We start from the raw sequence: 17,131 nt of genomic DNA on the forward strand, positions 1-17,131 counted from the left end.
GGAGGAGGACAATAGAATGGACTTACTACAACTATTTAAATTACAAAAAGAATTAGATGACCGTATTGCAAAAGAACATGACTTACAACCGAAAAAGTTGTTAAAAGAAAAAATGCTAGCTCTTCTTGTAGAAATTGGAGAACTTGCAAATGAAACACGCTGTTTTAAATATTGGAGCAATAAACCAGCATCAGAACGTGAAGTAATATTAGAAGAATACGTAGATGGTTTGCATTTTATTTTATCAATCGGAATCGATTTAGGTATTGATAAAAACTTCCTATTCTATAAATGTGCACAAACGAATAAAACACAAGTGGAAATTTTCTTAGACACATATGCGAAAGTAATTCGTTTTACAGATCAACCATCTATCACGAACTATATTGAATTATTTACAAGCTATCTTCGACTTGGACAAGCACTTGAATTTGGACAAGAAGAAATTGAAAAAGCGTATTTAGATAAAAATGAAGTAAATCATCAGCGTCAAACACAAGGATACTAATTTAATTTTTGAATATTTCAATTTCCTTTTGTATAATAAGGTGACTGAAGAAAAAGGAGGGTGTTGGCAATGACAAAATTAGACGCGACATTGACAATGCTAAAAGAGTTAACAGATGCACGTGGTATTGCTGGTAACGAGCGTGAACCACGTGAAGTAATGAAGAAATATATTGAGCCGTTTGCGGACGAACTTTCTACTGATAATTTAGGAAGTTTAGTCGCGAAAAAAGTTGGGGAAGAAAACGGCCCGAAAATTATGGTTGCAGGTCATTTAGATGAAGTTGGCTTTATGATTACGCAAATTGATGACAAAGGCTTCCTTCGTTTTCAAACAGTTGGTGGCTGGTGGTCACAAGTTATGCTTGCACAGCGCGTGACAATTGTAACGCGTAAAGGAGATGTAACAGGTGTAATTGGTTCAAAACCACCACACATTTTACCTCCAGAAGCTCGTAAAAAGCCAGTTGATATTAAAGACATGTTTATCGATATTGGTGCTTCTAGCCAAGAAGAGGCAATGGAGTGGGGCGTACGACCAGGAGATCAAGTTGTACCTTACTTTGAATTCCAAGTGATGAAGAATGAAAAAATGTTACTTGCAAAAGCATGGGATAACCGAATCGGTTGTGCGATTGCAATTGACGTATTAAAACAATTAAAAGATGAAAAACATCCAAACGTTGTATACGGCGTTGGAACTGTACAAGAAGAGGTTGGTCTTCGTGGTGCAAAAACATCTGCGAATTATATCAAACCAGATATCGCGTTCGCAGTAGATGTTGGTATCGCTGGAGATACACCGGGTGTAACGTCAAAAGAAGCGCAAAGTAAAATGGGCGATGGACCGCAGATTATTTTATATGATGCTTCTGTTATTGGACATACAGGTTTACGTGATTTCGTAGTTGATGTTGCTGACGAACTACAAATTCCATACCAATATGATTCAGTAGCTGGCGGGGGAACAGATGCAGGTGCGATTCACATTTCTGTAAATGGTATTCCGTCTATGGCAATTACGATTGCGACACGCTACATCCATTCGCATGCGGCAATGTTACACCGTGATGATTATGAAAATGCAGTGAAGTTAATTGTAGAAGTTATTAAACGTCTTGATAAAGAGGCTGTACATAACATTACATTTAATTAATAGAAAAAAGCGAAGGAGGATCTCCTTCGCTTTTTTATGTGTTAAAAAGGTCTTTCTAATCCTGCGGCAGTATGGGCCCCTAAAATAATTAAACGAGTTAATTGCATGGCCATAAAATGCGGGGTATATATCATCCCTCTTTTTAACCATGACATAATCATCCCGATGTGAGCCCCTGTCACATAACTAATTAGAATATCACGAGGAACCATAAGATCTTTATCATCTGGTTGTGAAATTGATAAGCTTAATGTTAAATGCGTTTGTATTGTTTTCATCATGTTATAAGAGTAGTTTCCTGCAGCTTTATCCCCGAGCATAACATTATAGAAGTTCACGTTTTCTGCGATGTGTTCGAACAGAGCCAAAAATGTTGGATGTGGTGAATCGAATGTAAGTTGAAAATCCTCTTTATTTTTATTTTTCGGTTTGATTACTTCTGCTAGCTTCTCTAACATTTCTTCAATGCTTTTGTCTAATAAGTCGTATTTATCATGGTAATGGCTATAAAATGTAGCGCGATTTACAGGAGCGCGTTCTGCGATATGTTGAACAGTTACATTTTCAAACCCTTTTTCGCCTACTAAAGCGACAAAAGCATCCTGTATGAGTTGTCTCGTCCGCTTTACACGTGGATCATTTGTATTTTTAATAGACATTTTACTTCTCCTCGTTTCATTTTATACACTTAAACAACAAATCGGTATTATATTGTTGTTTAAGCGACATTTCATACTTAAATTGTCGGTTGTAGATTCGAAATAATTATTTATAATTATAAACGATAGTCCTTTAGAAATCAGCACCACTCGCAGGTAGACGAAATCCGGTTTATGCTGCTGAAGGTGTGCTTTTTTTGTTTAAAGGTTAATATAATTAACAATTAAACAGTATAAACAATAAGGATGTAAATAGTTTAGAAAAAAATTATATGCGATATAAGGAGAGGAATGCAATGAATCAGTTTCGAAGAATGGTGATTATCAACATTATCACATTAATTGTACTAGTTGGCGGCGGCATTGGCGGTTATTACTATTACAATCAAGCGGAAAACTATTTAAAAACAGAAAATGCAAAAATTGATGGAAAGGTAATTCCAATTGCTTCACCAGCAGCAGGTAAATTGACTGACTGGAAAGCTGAAGTAGGAAAAAACTACAATGAGAACGATAAATTAGGTGCTGTCACTGTAGCTGGAGCAAATGGGGAGCAAACAGTAGACGTAACAATTCCGCAAAACGCGACAGTTGTACAATCAAACGCAACGACAAATGCTTTCGTTGGAGCTGGTAGCCCAATTGCTTATGCATTTGATATGAACAATTTATGGGTAACAGCAAACATTGAAGAAACAGATGTTGACGATGTGCAAAAAGGTCAAGATGTAGACGTGTATGTAGATGCATACCCAGACACGACGTTATCAGGAAAAGTAGAGCAAGTTGGATTAACAACAGCGAATACATTCTCTATGTTACCATCAAGCAACGCAACAGCGAACTATACGAAAGTAACACAAGTGGTACCAGTTAAAATTTCTTTAGATCATAGTAAATCAGTAAATATTGTTCCTGGCATGAATGTGACAGTTCGTATTCATAAGTAAGGGGGAGATGAGATGTCCTCAATTGCAATTGCAGGATATGCACTATTTTGTATAATCGTCTTCTTCCTTGTAAATCGTCTTTTACGAAAGAAAAAAACGAACGTGGGAGAAGAACAAGTCCCAGCCGTAAGTAAAATAGAAGTAAGTAAGGTAGAAACAGAAGAAAAAGAAATTGAACGAAAGCAAGAAACAGAAATTTCTAATGTAGTTGAGTTAGAAACAGGTAAGCAAGAAGAAGTAAAACAAGAAAAAGAAATGCCGAAAAAACAAACGTCTATGCCTATAGAGAATGTGAACGTAAAAGCAGTTGTGACAGTATTAATTCTCGGGATGTTCGTTTCTATTTTAAACCAAACGATCATTAACGTTGCATTGCCTCCGTTAATGAATGAATTTAATGTATCAACTTCAACAGCACAATGGTTAATTACAGGCTTCATGCTTGTAAATGGTATTTTAGTACCGATTAGTGCCTTTTTAGTTTCACGATTTACGTATCGTAAATTGTTCGTAGCGGCAATGTTATTCTTCACGGTAGGATCTATCATTTGTGCTACTTCAGGAAACTTTACAATGATGATGACGGGCCGAGTGATTCAAGCGGTTGGAGCGGGTATTTTAATGCCGGTTGGTATGAATATTTTCATGACATTATTCCCGCCTCATAAGCGAGGAGCAGCTATGGGATTACTAGGGGTAGCGATGATTTTAGCACCAGCTATCGGACCAACTGTAACAGGATGGGTAATTGAAAACTATAGCTGGAACTTAATGTTCTACGGAATGTTTGTGATTGGTTTAATTATTACTTTCCTATCTTTAAAATTCTTTACACTAGCTCAGCCGGTATCTAACACAAAGCTAGATGTATTCGGTGTTATTAGTTCAAGTATTGGACTAGGTAGCTTATTGTATGGATTTAGTGAAGCGGGAAATAATAGCTGGACTAGTGCAGAGGTTGTGATATCACTTATCATTGGTGTAGTAGGTATTGCAGTATTTATTTGGAGAGAGCTAACAACGGACAATAAAATGCTTGATTTACAAGTGTTTAAATATCCAGTATTTACTTTTACTTTAGTAATTAACGCAATCGTAACGATGGCATTATTCGGAGGTATGCTATTACTTCCAGTATATCTACAAAATATTCGTGGCTTTACGCCAATTGAATCTGGTTTACTACTTCTTCCAGGATCATTAATTATGGGGATCATGGGACCAGTAGCAGGTAAATTATTCGATAAATATGGCATTCGTCCATTAGCGATAATTGGATTGGCAATTACAACTTATGCGACATATGAATTTACAAAATTATCGATGGATACACCGTATAGCGTTATTATGACGGATTATATTATACGTTCAATTGGTATGTCATTCATTATGATGCCAATTATGACAGCTGGTATGAACGCGCTGCCGATGAAATTAATTTCTCACGGTACAGCAACGCAAAATACGTCAAGACAAGTAGCTGGTTCAATTGGAACAGCGATCTTAATCACACTTATGACGCAACAAACGACTGCTCACGTAGCGGATTATGGCAACATGTTAACAACGTCAAATCCAATTTTAGTTGATAAAGTACATGGTATGGGTCAAAGCTTAGCGGCTTTAGCTGGATCAGCTCAAGCGGGAGATGCGATGAGCACGCAACTATTATTCGGACAAATCTCAAAGCTATCTGCAATTAACGGTATTAACGACGCCTTCTTAATTGCAACAATACTCGCAGGTATTGCTTGGGTGTTATCGTTCTTCTTGCCATCAGGCAATAAACCAAATAGAAAAGCAGGGAATTAATTTCCCTGCTTTTTTGTGTTTTTTATGTAGTTAGATATAAAAGATGATAACTAGTTACAGAGCATAATCCTGTTATAACCAAAATCGTCCCCATAGAAGGAATACTTGATATTTGTCTGCCACTTATAATAGCTACTAGTCCAGCTAATGAGAAGAAGCACCAATATAAAGTTCCCGAAATTGGAACCATTCCCTCTAAATCTATTCCATAACCTATACAAATGATAGGAACAACGATAAGTGATTTTCAATATTTAATTCCGGCAGCAATTAAATAAATGCCAACGATGCATTCACATAATAACAAAATAGGGGCTAAGATAAGCCAAATAAATAAACCGGTAGATTCCATATGTAATAACTCCTTAATGAATAAAATATGAATCAGGCATGGACAATAGCTGCAAACAGTCCTATTGAGAAAATAATGAGTCCCATGTTGCGTATACTCTTAATTTTTGAATGTACCCCATTCAATCCTGCTAATAAACCAGCTAGAGAGAAAAGCATCCAATATAGTACAGGTGGAATGTGAAGAACGTTCTCTCCATTGATACCTTTGTTAAAAAAAAGTAAAAGGCATTATAACGAATGAAAAGCAAATAATTCCCATTAAGGTAACAAGTAATTTCCGATGTTTAATTTCTGTTACCATTAAAAAATACCACCAGCAATCCCGCATAGTAAGAGAAGTGGCGTAAAAAGCATCCAAATAATACTGAACATATGTAAACTCTTTTATGTGAATTAAGTTATATTTTACTACATGAGGTTTATTTTGGATTTTATTAATAAAATCGAAAAATAGTTATTGGCGATTTGAAAAGCTAGAGGATAGTATAACGAAAATTATACTGACGCCTGTCCTAACTTCTGGTGAAGAGGGGGAAAAGAAAACGAATTATCGAAAAGTGCTAACAGAAGAGGAGTTTGAAGTTGTTATAAAAGAGTGAAAGAGGTATCGTGATGATACCTCTTTTTAACTTAAGAATGCTAACATATTATTCATAATATGAAATAACATAGCTGGAATAATGGATTTTGTTTTTTTGCATAAAATAGCCATTAATAATCCCATGAAGAAAGTAATTACCATTACCCCAAGTGAGTATGTATGAGCGATACCGAAGAAGAAGCTTGTTATGATGGCTGCAATCCAAAATGGAAAGCGCTCTGAGAAGAAGCGAAGTATAAAGCCACGGAAAATAAGCTCTTCAAAAATTGGTGTAAGTATAGCGAAACCGAGAAGTAATAATATTTGATATTGCTTAAAAACGTCTAAGTTTAATGCGGAAGATTGCTGCTTTGTTGCGTCTTGGAACATATAATTTAACAAGATGTAATTGATTAAAATGTTTATAGCGAAGAAAAGAAGTAAGTATACGTATGTACGCCATTCTTTAAGTGCTTTAAAGTTAAATGATTGTAGTAGTAATTTTTTTGCGGGTTCGAATTTAAAAATGAAGAATAACAACACGGCTAGTTGTAATACGATACTTGCAGTATTTGCGATAGATTCATACAGGGCGATTTGTTTTTTATCTGTAAGACCAGCTGTATAAATTGTTAAGGGCATTGCGAGGAACACAGTAATGAGTCCAGTTCCGAAAAAAGCGAATAAAATGGAGCTAATAAATTGTCCCCATGACATAGAGTATTTCTGTTCATTAGAAAGTTGTATAGCAGGTTGCATTTGTGAAACCACCTCTTTATATTTATATATTTAATTATAAAGTGTTTTATTTTTATATGTAACATTTAAATATTACATATAAAGTGAAACTTTAATCAGTGGGGAGGTTTATCCCACACTGATTATTAGTTGAACCAATCGGGCTTTTACGGGCAGTTGATTCCCCTACCTAATTTCTTTATTTCCGCTGAATTTTGAGGTGGGGGTCTTACTGCCCGTTAATGCGGGGTAAAGGTGTATTTTCCATAAAATAATAAAAGAGGTATCACCCTATAGTGATGCCTCTTTCTCATTGATAACTATGTTCTGCCTTGTTATTTGATTTTGATTGCTCTATTTGCAATTCACGCTCTACCAATCGATCTAACTGCTGAATTGCTTTTAGTGCTTTTTCATAAGAGATAGTTCGATAGTGGTGTGCGCCGCCTGGTTCTTCGTCTGCTTCATCTGCCCACTTAATAATGTTTTGTAGAGGTGTTCTTTCAAGTGATTGTTCTACTAGGAAAGAATCAGTATGCAATAGAATTGCAACAGAAATTTCTTTGGCTTGCTTCGGATGTTCGCCTAATCGGATTAATAACTTATGAGCTCTTTCCGCTCCTTTAATTGCATGTATATCATTCTTTTTATATAGGTCATAGTCCCATTCGCCGCCTGTGTACCATGTATGATGTCCGATATCGTGAAGGAAACCGGCTTTTGTCGCAGCATCGACTGAGGCGTGATGCTTTTTGGCTAAGTGAAACGCATGGTAAGCGACAGCAATCGCGTGGACCATTCCAGAACGATTTATGTATTTTTGGGTAATGTGGTGTTTAAAAATTTGTTCAAGCGTAATACGATGCATAAAACATTCACTCCTTTTATCTAATGGTGTCTGTGAAGAAAATCGATCGGTTTAAATGTATTTTGAACATTGTACTCCATCCGGGTAGCGTTAGTAAAGTAGAAATGTTTAGGAGAAGAAAAAAATTTTCGCAAAAAAATCACCTTGGCTTATGCGAAGGTGATTTTCAAATTGCTTATTTTTTTAATCCTTGCTCTAGCGTTTCTAACATTTCGTGCTTTTCATTTTCATCAGCGTTTTTCCAAATGACTTCGAATAAAACACCAAGACCTGGAAGCATTTTTTCTTCACCGCTTTGAATTGCATCGACAATCGTTTCTTGTAATTGATCTTGTGAATTTCCAGATACATTCGCTAATACAGCACCACGTAAATTAAAACTCATTGCTTTCACCTCTTCTTCAGAATTGAAACTGACGTTAGTTTTTGTTCTTTTTTATGTAAATATGTATGAAAAATAGGCTATAATGATAAGACAAGAAGAGAGGGAAATACATATTATGAAAAACATTGATTCAGTACAAAATCCGCGTGTGAAGCAGTGGAAAAAGCTGCAAACGAAAAAAGAACGCGATAAAAAAGGGTTGTTCTTTGTTGAAGGATTCCACTTAGTGGAGGAAGCTTTAAAGGCAGGAGTTGTAACAGAACTTATCGTTTCAGATCAAACAGACCTTCCGAAAGATTGGACAGTGAATGATGTTGAAATGTATATCGTGCCTGAAGCGATTGTAAAAATACTTCGTGAAACAGAAACGACACAAGGTGTATTTGCTGTCTGTGAAAAGCATGAGAAAGAAGTAGCTCTTACTGATGGGAAATTTCTTTTATTAGACGGCCTTCAAGACCCAGGTAATTTAGGAACGATTATTCGTACAGCTGATGCAGCTGGTATTCATGCCGTTGTGCTTGGAGAAGGTTGTGTTGATGTTTACAATAGTAAAGTACTGCGCTCTACACAAGGTTCTATTTTCCACTTACCGATTGTAAAAGGGAATTTAGAAGAATGGGTAGACAAGTTAAAAGAAAATAGTGTTCCTGTATATGGAACAGCTCTTGAAAATGGAGCTCCTTACGGTGAAGTAACACCAGCCGGAAGTTTTGCATTAATTGTAGGGAATGAAGGAAGCGGCGTACGCCAAGAAATTCTTGCGAAAACGGATCAAAACTTGTATATTCCGATTTATGGCGGGGCAGAATCATTAAATGTTGCGGTTGCAGCAGGGATTTTAACGTATTATTTACAAAGCCCGGTTGCGAACAAATAAAAAACTTCTTATAATAAGTTGAAGTACATGTTCGTAATGAACATATAATAAAAGTTAAATAACGAAAAACGTTGATAGAGAAGAGTAGCTGACAAAATCGCCATATAGGGAGAGAATGCCGTAGACTGAAAGCATTCTTATGGTAGACGGAAGTGAATTCACCTCTGGAGTTGACGCCAGGACCATGTATATGTAAAGGCGTTCCGGTCAGAATTGATCGTTATAACTAATGAGTGGGCAGACTTGTTCTGTCAATTTAGGGTGGTACCGCGAATTTACCTCGTCCCTTTTTGGGAGCGAGGTTTTTTTATTTTTAAAATTAGGAGGGTTCCAAATGGAAGCACGTTTAAAAGAGCTAAAGCAAAAAGCGTTAGAGCTTATTGAAGAAGCGAAAGAGCTAAAGGGCTTAAATGACGTACGCGTAGCGTATTTAGGGAAAAAAGGCCCAATTACAGAAGTATTACGCGGCATGGGAAAATTATCAGCGGAAGAGCGTCCACGTATGGGAGCATTAGTAAACGAAGTACGTGAAGCGATTCAAACGCGTCTAGATGACAAAATTGGTAACTTAGAAAAAGCAGTAATTGAAGCGAAATTAGCTACTGAAACAATTGATGTTACCTTGCCAGGTCGTCCTGTTGAAACAGGTTGTCACCATCCGTTAACAGCTGTTGTTGAACAAATTGAAGATGTATTCATCGGTATGGGTTATGAAGTAGCTGAAGGAACAGAAGTAGAAAAAGACTACTACAACTTCGAAGCATTAAACTTACCGAAAGATCATCCAGCACGTGATATGCAAGATACATTCTACATTACAGAAGAAACGTTACTACGTACGCATACATCTTCTGTGCAAGCACGCACGATGGAAAATAACAAAGAAAAAGGCCCAATCAAAATTATTTGTCCTGGTAAAGTGTATCGCCGCGATGACGATGATGCGACGCATTCACACCAATTCATGCAAATTGAAGGTCTTGTAATTGATAAAAACATTCGCATGAGTGACTTAAAAGGTACACTGCAAGTATTCGTGAAAAAGATGTTCGGTGAAGACCGTGAAATCCGTCTTCGTCCAAGTTTCTTCCCATTCACAGAGCCATCTGTAGAGATGGATATTTCGTGTATGATGTGTCACGGTAAAGGTTGTGGCACTTGTAAAGGAACTGGCTGGATTGAAATTCTAGGCGCAGGTATGGTTCACCCGAACGTACTTGAAATGGCTGGTTATGATTCAAAAGAATATCAAGGTTTCGCATTCGGTATGGGCGCAGAGCGTATCGCAATGTTGAAATACGGCGTAGATGACATTCGTCATTTCTATACAAATGATGTACGTTTCTTACAACAATTCAAACGAGCGTAAGGGAAGGAGAGGATAAGTATGTTCGTATCATATCGTTGGTTACAAGAGTATGTAGATATTAAAGATGTAACAGCACAGGAACTAGCAGACAAAATCACGAAAAGTGGTATTGAAGTAGAAGGTGTTGAAGTATTAAATAAAGGTGTAAAAGGTGTTGTAGTTGGTCACGTATTAGAGTGTGAAAAACACCCAGAAGCTGATAAGTTAAGCAAATGCTTAATCGATATCGGTGAAGAAGAACCAGTTCAAATTATTTGTGGTGCTGCTAACATTGCAAAAGGTTTAAAAGTACCAGTTGCAAAAGTTGGCGCTGTACTTCCTGGTAACTTCAAAATTAAAAAAGCAAAACTACGCGGTGAAGCTTCTCACGGTATGGTTTGTGCTCTTCAAGAGCTTGGCATTGATGGAAAGTTAGTTTCAAAAGAATACGCAGATGGTATCTTCATCTTCCCAAGTGACGCTGAAGTTGGTGCAGATGCACTTGAAATTTTAAACTTACATGATGAAGTACTTGAGCTTGGTTTAACACCAAACCGTGCAGATTGCTTAAACATGTTAGGTGTTGCATATGAAGTAGCTGCTATTTACGGCCGTGAAGTAAAACTTCCAGCTATCGACTTACAAGAAACAGCAGAAAAAACTGCTGATTACATTTCTGTAAGTGTAGAAGCGAAAGAAGAAAATCCATTATACATTGCAAAAATGGTGAAGAACGTAAAGATTGGTCCATCACCAATGTGGATGCAAACGCGCCTTATGGCAGCTGGCATTCGTCCAATTAGCAATGTAGTTGATATTACAAACTACATTTTAATGGAATACGGTCAACCGTTACATGCATTCGATTACGATAAATTAGGTTCAAAAGAAATCGTTGTTCGTCTTGCAAAAGAAGGCGAAAAAATTGAAACGTTAGATGATCAAGAGCGTACGTTACAAGAACATCATCTTGTAATTACAAATGGCACAAAAGCTTTAGCTGTTGCTGGTGTAATGGGCGGAGCTGATTCTGAAGTTACAAATGAGACGGTAAACGTTTTAATCGAGTCTGCATACTTTGCAGGTCAAACAGTGCGCCGTACATCAAAAGACTTAGGTCTTCGCAGTGAATCAAGTGCACGTTTTGAAAAAGGAATCGATCCAACACGTACGTTTGAAGCAATTCAACACGCAGCTGCTTTAATGGCGAAATATGCTGGCGGAGAAGCACTTGAAGGTGTAGTAGAAGCTGATAACTTACAAGTACAAGAGCGTACAGTATCTGTTACGGCTGAAAAAGTAAACCGTGTATTAGGTACAGATATTTCTGCAAGTGAAATGGGTACAATGTTCACAAACTTGAAATTCCCATTCACAGAAGTAGAAGGAACATTCCATGTAAATGTACCAGCACGTCGTCCTGATATTACAATTTCAGAAGACCTAGTAGAAGAAGTGGGTCGTCTGTATGGGTATGATCACATTCCAGTTACATTACCTTCTGGAACGATGACACGTGGTAAATTAACATCAGCACAAACGAAACGTCGTAAAGTACGTCGCTTCTTAGAAGGTGCTGGTTTATATGAAGCAATCACATATTCATTAACAAGCGCTGACAAAGCGAAACAATATATGGTTGAGCCGAACGAAAAAGCTCCTGTAAATCTTGCGCTTCCAATGAGTGAAGAGCGTAGTCAACTTCGTTTAAGCTTAGTGCCACAATTGTTAGAAGCAGTTTCATACAATGTTGCACGTAAAAACGACAGTGTTGCTCTATACGAAGTAGGTTCTATCTTCTTACCGACAGAAGCAGGAGAACTTCCGAAAGAAGAACAACATCTTGCAGGTGTTATGACAGGTCTTGCTCTTCACCATGCATGGCAAGGTGAGAAAAAAGTAGTAGACTTCTTCGTTATGAAAGGTGTGCTAGAAGGATTATTCGACGTACTTGGCGTTGCAAACCAAATCGCATATGCACCAGCAAAACGTGAAGGTATGCACCCAGGCCGTACAGCTGACATCGTATTAGATGGCGAAGTAATTGGATTCATCGGTCAATTGCATCCAGAATCGCAAAAACAATTAGATGTGAAAGATACATTCGTATTCGAACTATCTCTTGTAAAAGTATTCGGTGCAGACGTGGAAGAAACTTACTACTCACCAATCCCACGTTTCCCATCGATGACACGTGATATGGCTGTTGTTGTAACAACAGAAACAAAAGCTGGTGAAATGAAGCAAGTCATTGCTGAAGCTGGCGGAGAACTTCTGAAAGACGTAACGCTATTTGATTTATACGAAGGTGAAAAAATGGAAGAAGGCAAGAAATCACTTGCATTCTCTATGATTTACTTCGATGCAGAACGTACGTTAACAGACGAAGAGGTAACAGAAGCACATAACCGTGTATTAACAACCGTAGAAGAGAAATTTGGTGCGGAGTTACGTAAGTAATAAGAAATTGCCGGATCTATTCCGGCAATTTTTTTTATGATGCGATTGTCGATATATTATAAAAATCGCCGATATATTTGAAGTTACGGTCGATATATTGCGAAAATCGCTGATATATTTTCTGGTGTCTTGCATCTTTCCCTCGAATGTAGTACATTAATTTTAGTTTAACAAAATGAAAGACGATGATAAGGAAAAGTAGTATATACTATAATCCATAGCGAGTCAGGGACGGTGAGAGCCTGATGAGGCGGTATATGTGAAGAACACCTTGGAGTTGCTAACCGAAATTGAAACTTGTATTCAAGAGTAGACTTAGACGGGAATCCGGCCTGTTACAAACCGGGAAGTATGTATTACATACGAGTTAAAGTTGGTCTTTATGACAAATTGGGTGGTACCGCGAAGTTTAACCTTTCGTCCCTTTATGGATGAAAGGTTTTTTTGTATTTAAATATATCAGCAAAGGAGAATTTCACTATGGAAAACACATTAGTAAAAAGTCTGTATAGAGATACAGAAAAGTATGCAGATCAAACAGTACAAGTATCAGGGTGGATTCGTAACTTACGTGATTCAAAAGCATTTGGTTTCATCGAATTAAACGACGGTAGCTTCTTCAAAAGCGTTCAAATCGTATTCGATACTGAATTAGAGAACTTCAAAGAAATTGCAAAACTTCCACTTAGCTCTTCAGTTAAAGTAGAAGGTAAAGTAATTGCAACGCCTGGAGCAAAGCAACCATTTGAAATTAAAGCAGAAAAAATTGATATCGAGGGCTTATCAGATTCTGATTACCCACTTCAAAAGAAGCGTCATACGTTTGAATACTTACGTACAATCGCTCACTTACGCCCAAGAACAAATGCATTCTCTGCAACGTTCCGCGTACGTTCTATCGCAGCATTTGCGATTCACCAATTCTTCCAAGAGCGTGGATTCGTACATGTTCACACACCAATCATCACTGGTAGTGATACAGAAGGTGCTGGCGAAATGTTCCGCGTAACAACGCAAGATTTAAACAACGTATCAAAAGGTGAAGACGGACAAGTTGATGAATCAAAAGACTTCTTCGGTAAAGAAACAAACTTAACAGTAAGTGGACAGCTGAACGCTGAAGCTTATGCATTAGCATTCCGTGATGTATACACATTCGGACCTACATTCCGTGCGGAGAACTCAAACACAACTCGCCATGCAGCTGAGTTCTGGATGGTTGAGCCTGAGATTGCATTTGCTGAATTAGGCGATGTAATGGATCTTACAGAAGATATGCTGAAATATGCAATGAAATATGTATTAGAACATGCACCAGAAGAAATGGACTTCTTCAACAGCTTCGTTGATAAAACAGTTCTAGAGCGCATGAACAATGTGATTAACTCTGACTTCGGTCGTATCACTTATACAGAAGCAATTAAAGTACTTCAAGAATCAGGTGCTGACTTTAAATACCCAGTAGAATGGGGTATTGACTTACAAACAGAGCATGAAAGATACTTATCAGAAGAAATCTTCAAACGCCCTGTATTCGTAACAGACTATCCAAAAGACATTAAAGCGTTCTATATGCGTATGAATGAAGACGGTAAAACAGTAGCTGCTACTGACCTTCTAGTTCCTGGCATCGGCGAATTAATCGGCGGAAGCCAACGTGAAGAAAGAATGGACGTTTTAGTAGACAGAATTAAAGAACTAGGTATGAACGAAGAGGACTACTGGTGGTACTTAGAACTTAGAAAATACGGCGGTACAAAACACGCTGGATTCGGTCTAGGTTTCGAGCGCTTCCTAATGTACATTACTGGTATGGCTAACATCCGTGACGTAATTCCATTCCCAAGAACTCCAGGTTCTTCTGAGTTTTAAGATATAAAAAAGCGAGAGCAACTGCTCTCGCTTTTTTTGATTAGAAAGAATGCTGTTAATCAATGAATTATGAAAAAAGAAGCGATTTTAATAAGGTATTTTTCTAACTACTTTTTGTTTTAGTTATTCTCATATTATCCAGTTAGAGTATGCAATTACTACTATTTTTCATATATTTAAATTTATTTTATATGTGAAAAATACAATGGTTTATTAAAGTTATGCGTTTATTATATAATAATGTTTGATAGATAAATAGATATAAAGAAGGGGAATGTAATTTTATGAAAAAGAATATGAAGATTGTAGCGATGACGATTGGTCTAACAATCATGGGTTCAACGACAGCGGCTTATGCGAGCCCGGGTGGATTGGACAAAAATGGTGGGCATCATTGTTGGACAAACTGTGGGAAATTTGGACTAGAAACAGGAGAATACCATTATCATAACAATTGGAAACAAGATAACGGAAAGTGGTATTTCTATGATCAAAGTGGAACGAAAGCGAAGGGTTGGAAGCAAATTAATGGTACATGGTACTATTTTTATAATAATGGCCAAATGGCAGCAAATACAACGGTTGAAGGTTACAGACTTGGTGCAAACGGTGCGATGCAACAAGGTAACACAGTGCAAACAGGATGGAAACAAAATGGAGCTGTATGGAATTACTACAATGCAAATGGCGTGAAGCAAACAGGCTGGCAACAAATAGGAGGCGTATGGTACTACTTCAACGGAAGTGGAGCAATGCAAACAGGTTGGCAACAAGTAGGAGGCGTATGGTACTACTTCAACGGAAGTGGAGCAATGCAAACAGGCTGGCAACAAGTAGGAGGCGTATGGTACTACTTCAACGGAAGTGGAGCAATGCAAAAAGACTGGCAACAAGTAGGAGGCGTATGGTACTACTTCAACGGAAGTGGAGCAATGCAAACAGGCTGGCAACAAGTAGGCGGTGTATGGTATTACTTTAACGGAAGTGGAGCAATGCAAAAAGACTGGCAACAAGTAGGAGGTGTATGGTACTACTTTAACGGAAGTGGAGCAATGCAAACAGGCTGGCAACAGGTAGGAGGCGTATGGTACTATTTCGGAAGTAACGGTGCTTGGGATTCAAGTGTTGCTAGATAGTAAAGTGAATAAAAGTAAACATAAAAGGCGAAAAGAATCTAATTCTTTTCGCCTTGTTTAGTTTATTTATATCCTGTCGATACTAAAAAATAGTTATTTTTTCAATAAGCGAAACGCTTTCTCTGTATTAGCAAAATGCAGTTTTACAAACTCAGGTAATCTTTCTTTACCTACTTTTTGAATTAATTTAGCAGCGGCGATATCAACTTGTTTACCAGCACCTTTTGGAAGTGGCATACCAGCTTTTTTACTTAGTTCGTCAAATTGTTTTACGAATGAGTAACGAGCTAAAATGGAAGCGGCGGCAACAGCTAAATGAACACTTTCACCTTTCGTAGCGAAGTAAACATTTTCACGCTGTACCTGTTTTTGTTTTGCTAAATACTTATAGTATGTATCAGGTTGCGTAAATTGGTCGATTAAGATACCTTCTGGTGTTGTAGGAGCAATTTTCGCTAATAAGTTTGTAATGGCTTTATTGTGTAGTAAAGCTTTTAGCTTACCTTGATTATTTCCTTTATCAAATAGCTCGTTATATTTTTCATTATGAAGAACGAGAGAGCTGTAAGGAACAACGTGAAGTAGTTGTTTTGCAATAGCGGTAATTTGAGCATCGTTTAAGTTTTTGGAGTCTTTTACACCAAGTTCTTTTAAAAGTGGAATTTGTTTTGCGTCCACATATACAGCAACTACTGTCATCGGTCCGAAGTAATCACCAGTACCTACTTCATCTGATCCTGCTATAGACATTGTACCGATGGAAGCAGGCGGTGCAAAACGATGAGAATCGACCGATTTTTTTACAGTTGTTTTCGGTGTTTGAGAGACAGTTTGCCAACGAGAAGCTTCTGCTTCAGCACGTCCACCTTGGAACATTACTTTTCCAGATTTATATGCTGTAATCGTGCAAGATGGCACCTTTGCCATAAAGATACCGCCTTGCGGAATTTTTGAGCTAAGTGCTTGTTTATATTGTTGTTTCATGTCTTCAATTACTGTAGAACTTGTTTGTATTACGATAGAATTTGACAAAATGGTCGCTCCTTTTTTATATTGTTATTTTTATCATATCGGATTGTTCTTTCTGTTTCCATATTATGATGGTTCATGGTATGATAAACTTTAGGATTCTGTACGTGATTGGAGGCCGGTGAGTTGTCACAACAAAAGGGAAATAAAAGTCGAATTAATGTAGAAATATATGGCCAACAGTATTCAGTTGTTGGCGATGAAAGTACAAGTCATATCCGCATGGTAGCAGCGATTGTGGATGATAAAATGCGCGAACTCAATGCCAAGAATCCTTCGCTTGATACGAGTAGACTAGCGGTATTGACGGCGGTAAACGTCATACACGATTACATAAAATTAAAAGAAGAACATGAGAAGTTGAAAGAAAGTATGACAAAAAAAGGAATGGAATAAA

Annotated in this window: 15 protein-coding genes, 3 pseudogenes and 2 other annotated features; of the genes and pseudogenes, 11 read left to right on the forward strand and 7 right to left on the reverse strand. The window is 37.5% G+C overall.

What is annotated here, in order from left to right:
* Nucleotides 1-16: 16 nt before the first annotated feature.
* The gene (locus ACS2MN_RS17460; RefSeq protein WP_000365051.1) at nucleotides 17-508 is read left to right on the forward strand and encodes a dUTP diphosphatase; all 492 of its coding nucleotides are present in this window, start codon (nucleotides 17-19) and stop codon (nucleotides 506-508) included.
* Between the two features lie 69 nt (nucleotides 509-577).
* Entirely contained in the window at nucleotides 578-1,663 is a 1,086-nt protein-coding gene (locus tag ACS2MN_RS17465) for a M42 family metallopeptidase (RefSeq protein ID WP_000163548.1), read from the forward strand.
* 41 nt (nucleotides 1,664-1,704) lie between these two features.
* Here the strand turns inward: ACS2MN_RS17465 and ACS2MN_RS17470 are convergent, their stop codons facing one another.
* Entirely contained in the window at nucleotides 1,705-2,322 is a 618-nt protein-coding gene (locus ACS2MN_RS17470) for a TetR/AcrR family transcriptional regulator (RefSeq protein ID WP_000023659.1), read from the reverse strand.
* A 296-nt stretch (nucleotides 2,323-2,618) separates the two neighbouring features.
* On the opposite strand from ACS2MN_RS17470, the gene ACS2MN_RS17475 reads away from it, so the two are divergent.
* On the forward strand, nucleotides 2,619-3,272 hold the full coding sequence (locus tag ACS2MN_RS17475; protein WP_001071409.1) for an HlyD family secretion protein: 654 nt from the start codon (nucleotides 2,619-2,621) through the stop codon (nucleotides 3,270-3,272).
* Between the two features lie 12 nt (nucleotides 3,273-3,284).
* Complete coding sequence (locus tag ACS2MN_RS17480) at nucleotides 3,285-5,084, forward strand: DHA2 family efflux MFS transporter permease subunit (RefSeq protein WP_000094770.1); 1,800 nt, start codon at nucleotides 3,285-3,287, stop codon at nucleotides 5,082-5,084.
* A 22-nt stretch (nucleotides 5,085-5,106) separates the two neighbouring features.
* Here the strand turns inward: ACS2MN_RS17480 and ACS2MN_RS17485 are convergent.
* Nucleotides 5,107-5,436, reverse strand: a pseudogene (locus ACS2MN_RS17485) (ammonia permease).
* 32 nt (nucleotides 5,437-5,468) lie between these two features.
* A pseudogene (locus ACS2MN_RS17490) lies at nucleotides 5,469-5,810 on the reverse strand (ammonia permease).
* 62 nt (nucleotides 5,811-5,872) lie between these two features.
* Here ACS2MN_RS17490 and ACS2MN_RS17495 point away from each other — a divergent pair.
* A pseudogene (locus ACS2MN_RS17495) lies at nucleotides 5,873-6,037 on the forward strand (DUF4179 domain-containing protein); the annotation flags it as partial.
* A 26-nt stretch (nucleotides 6,038-6,063) separates the two neighbouring features.
* Here ACS2MN_RS17495 and ACS2MN_RS17500 read toward each other — a convergent pair.
* The 3 genes from ACS2MN_RS17500 to sspI form a co-directional block, all read right to left on the reverse strand.
* Nucleotides 6,064-6,777 carry a CPBP family intramembrane glutamic endopeptidase gene (locus tag ACS2MN_RS17500; RefSeq protein WP_098165049.1) on the reverse strand — a complete coding sequence of 238 codons (714 nt, stop codon included), beginning with the start codon at nucleotides 6,775-6,777 and terminating at the stop codon, nucleotides 6,064-6,066.
* A 289-nt stretch (nucleotides 6,778-7,066) separates the two neighbouring features.
* Nucleotides 7,067-7,624, reverse strand: coding sequence for an HD domain-containing protein (locus ACS2MN_RS17505; RefSeq protein ID WP_346994404.1), 558 nt, complete (start codon nucleotides 7,622-7,624; stop codon nucleotides 7,067-7,069).
* Between the two features lie 175 nt (nucleotides 7,625-7,799).
* Nucleotides 7,800-8,009 (reverse strand): small acid-soluble spore protein SspI, encoded by a 210-nt coding sequence (gene sspI / locus ACS2MN_RS17510; protein ID WP_000009509.1) that lies wholly within the window; start codon nucleotides 8,007-8,009, stop codon nucleotides 7,800-7,802.
* Nucleotides 8,010-8,091: 82 nt separating this feature from the next.
* Between sspI and ACS2MN_RS17515 the strand changes: the two genes are divergently transcribed.
* From ACS2MN_RS17515 to ACS2MN_RS17535, 5 genes are all read left to right on the forward strand, one after another.
* On the forward strand, nucleotides 8,092-8,889 hold the full coding sequence (locus ACS2MN_RS17515) for a TrmH family RNA methyltransferase (RefSeq protein ID WP_002039772.1): 798 nt from the start codon (nucleotides 8,092-8,094) through the stop codon (nucleotides 8,887-8,889).
* Nucleotides 8,890-8,951: 62 nt separating this feature from the next.
* Nucleotides 8,952-9,180, forward strand: a binding site (T-box leader).
* A 43-nt stretch (nucleotides 9,181-9,223) separates the two neighbouring features.
* Nucleotides 9,224-10,258, forward strand: coding sequence for a phenylalanine--tRNA ligase subunit alpha (pheS, locus tag ACS2MN_RS17520; protein WP_000388217.1), 1,035 nt, complete (start codon nucleotides 9,224-9,226; stop codon nucleotides 10,256-10,258).
* 18 nt (nucleotides 10,259-10,276) lie between these two features.
* Nucleotides 10,277-12,697 carry a phenylalanine--tRNA ligase subunit beta gene (gene pheT / locus ACS2MN_RS17525; protein WP_088055319.1) on the forward strand — a complete coding sequence of 807 codons (2,421 nt, stop codon included), beginning with the start codon at nucleotides 10,277-10,279 and terminating at the stop codon, nucleotides 12,695-12,697.
* A 176-nt stretch (nucleotides 12,698-12,873) separates the two neighbouring features.
* Nucleotides 12,874-13,125 (forward strand) — a binding site (T-box leader).
* A gap of 52 nt (nucleotides 13,126-13,177) precedes the next feature.
* Nucleotides 13,178-14,569 (forward strand): asparagine--tRNA ligase, encoded by a 1,392-nt coding sequence (gene asnS / locus ACS2MN_RS17530; RefSeq protein ID WP_000432185.1) that lies wholly within the window; start codon nucleotides 13,178-13,180, stop codon nucleotides 14,567-14,569.
* Nucleotides 14,570-14,853: 284 nt separating this feature from the next.
* Nucleotides 14,854-15,705 carry a YHYH domain-containing protein gene (locus tag ACS2MN_RS17535; protein WP_087951190.1) on the forward strand — a complete coding sequence of 284 codons (852 nt, stop codon included), beginning with the start codon at nucleotides 14,854-14,856 and terminating at the stop codon, nucleotides 15,703-15,705.
* A gap of 93 nt (nucleotides 15,706-15,798) precedes the next feature.
* Here ACS2MN_RS17535 and rnhC read toward each other — a convergent pair whose 3' ends face one another.
* Nucleotides 15,799-16,737 (reverse strand): ribonuclease HIII, encoded by a 939-nt coding sequence (gene rnhC / locus ACS2MN_RS17540; protein WP_087951191.1) that lies wholly within the window; start codon nucleotides 16,735-16,737, stop codon nucleotides 15,799-15,801.
* A gap of 123 nt (nucleotides 16,738-16,860) precedes the next feature.
* Here rnhC and zapA point away from each other — a divergent pair, with 123 nt between their 5' ends.
* Entirely contained in the window at nucleotides 16,861-17,130 is a 270-nt protein-coding gene (gene zapA, locus ACS2MN_RS17545; RefSeq protein WP_000082703.1) for a cell division protein ZapA, read from the forward strand.
* Nucleotide 17,131: the final 1 nt, after the last annotated feature.

This window comes from Bacillus cereus group sp. BceL062 (genome assembly GCF_051780025.1).
Lineage (GTDB): Bacteria > Bacillota > Bacilli > Bacillales > Bacillaceae_G > Bacillus_A > Bacillus_A toyonensis.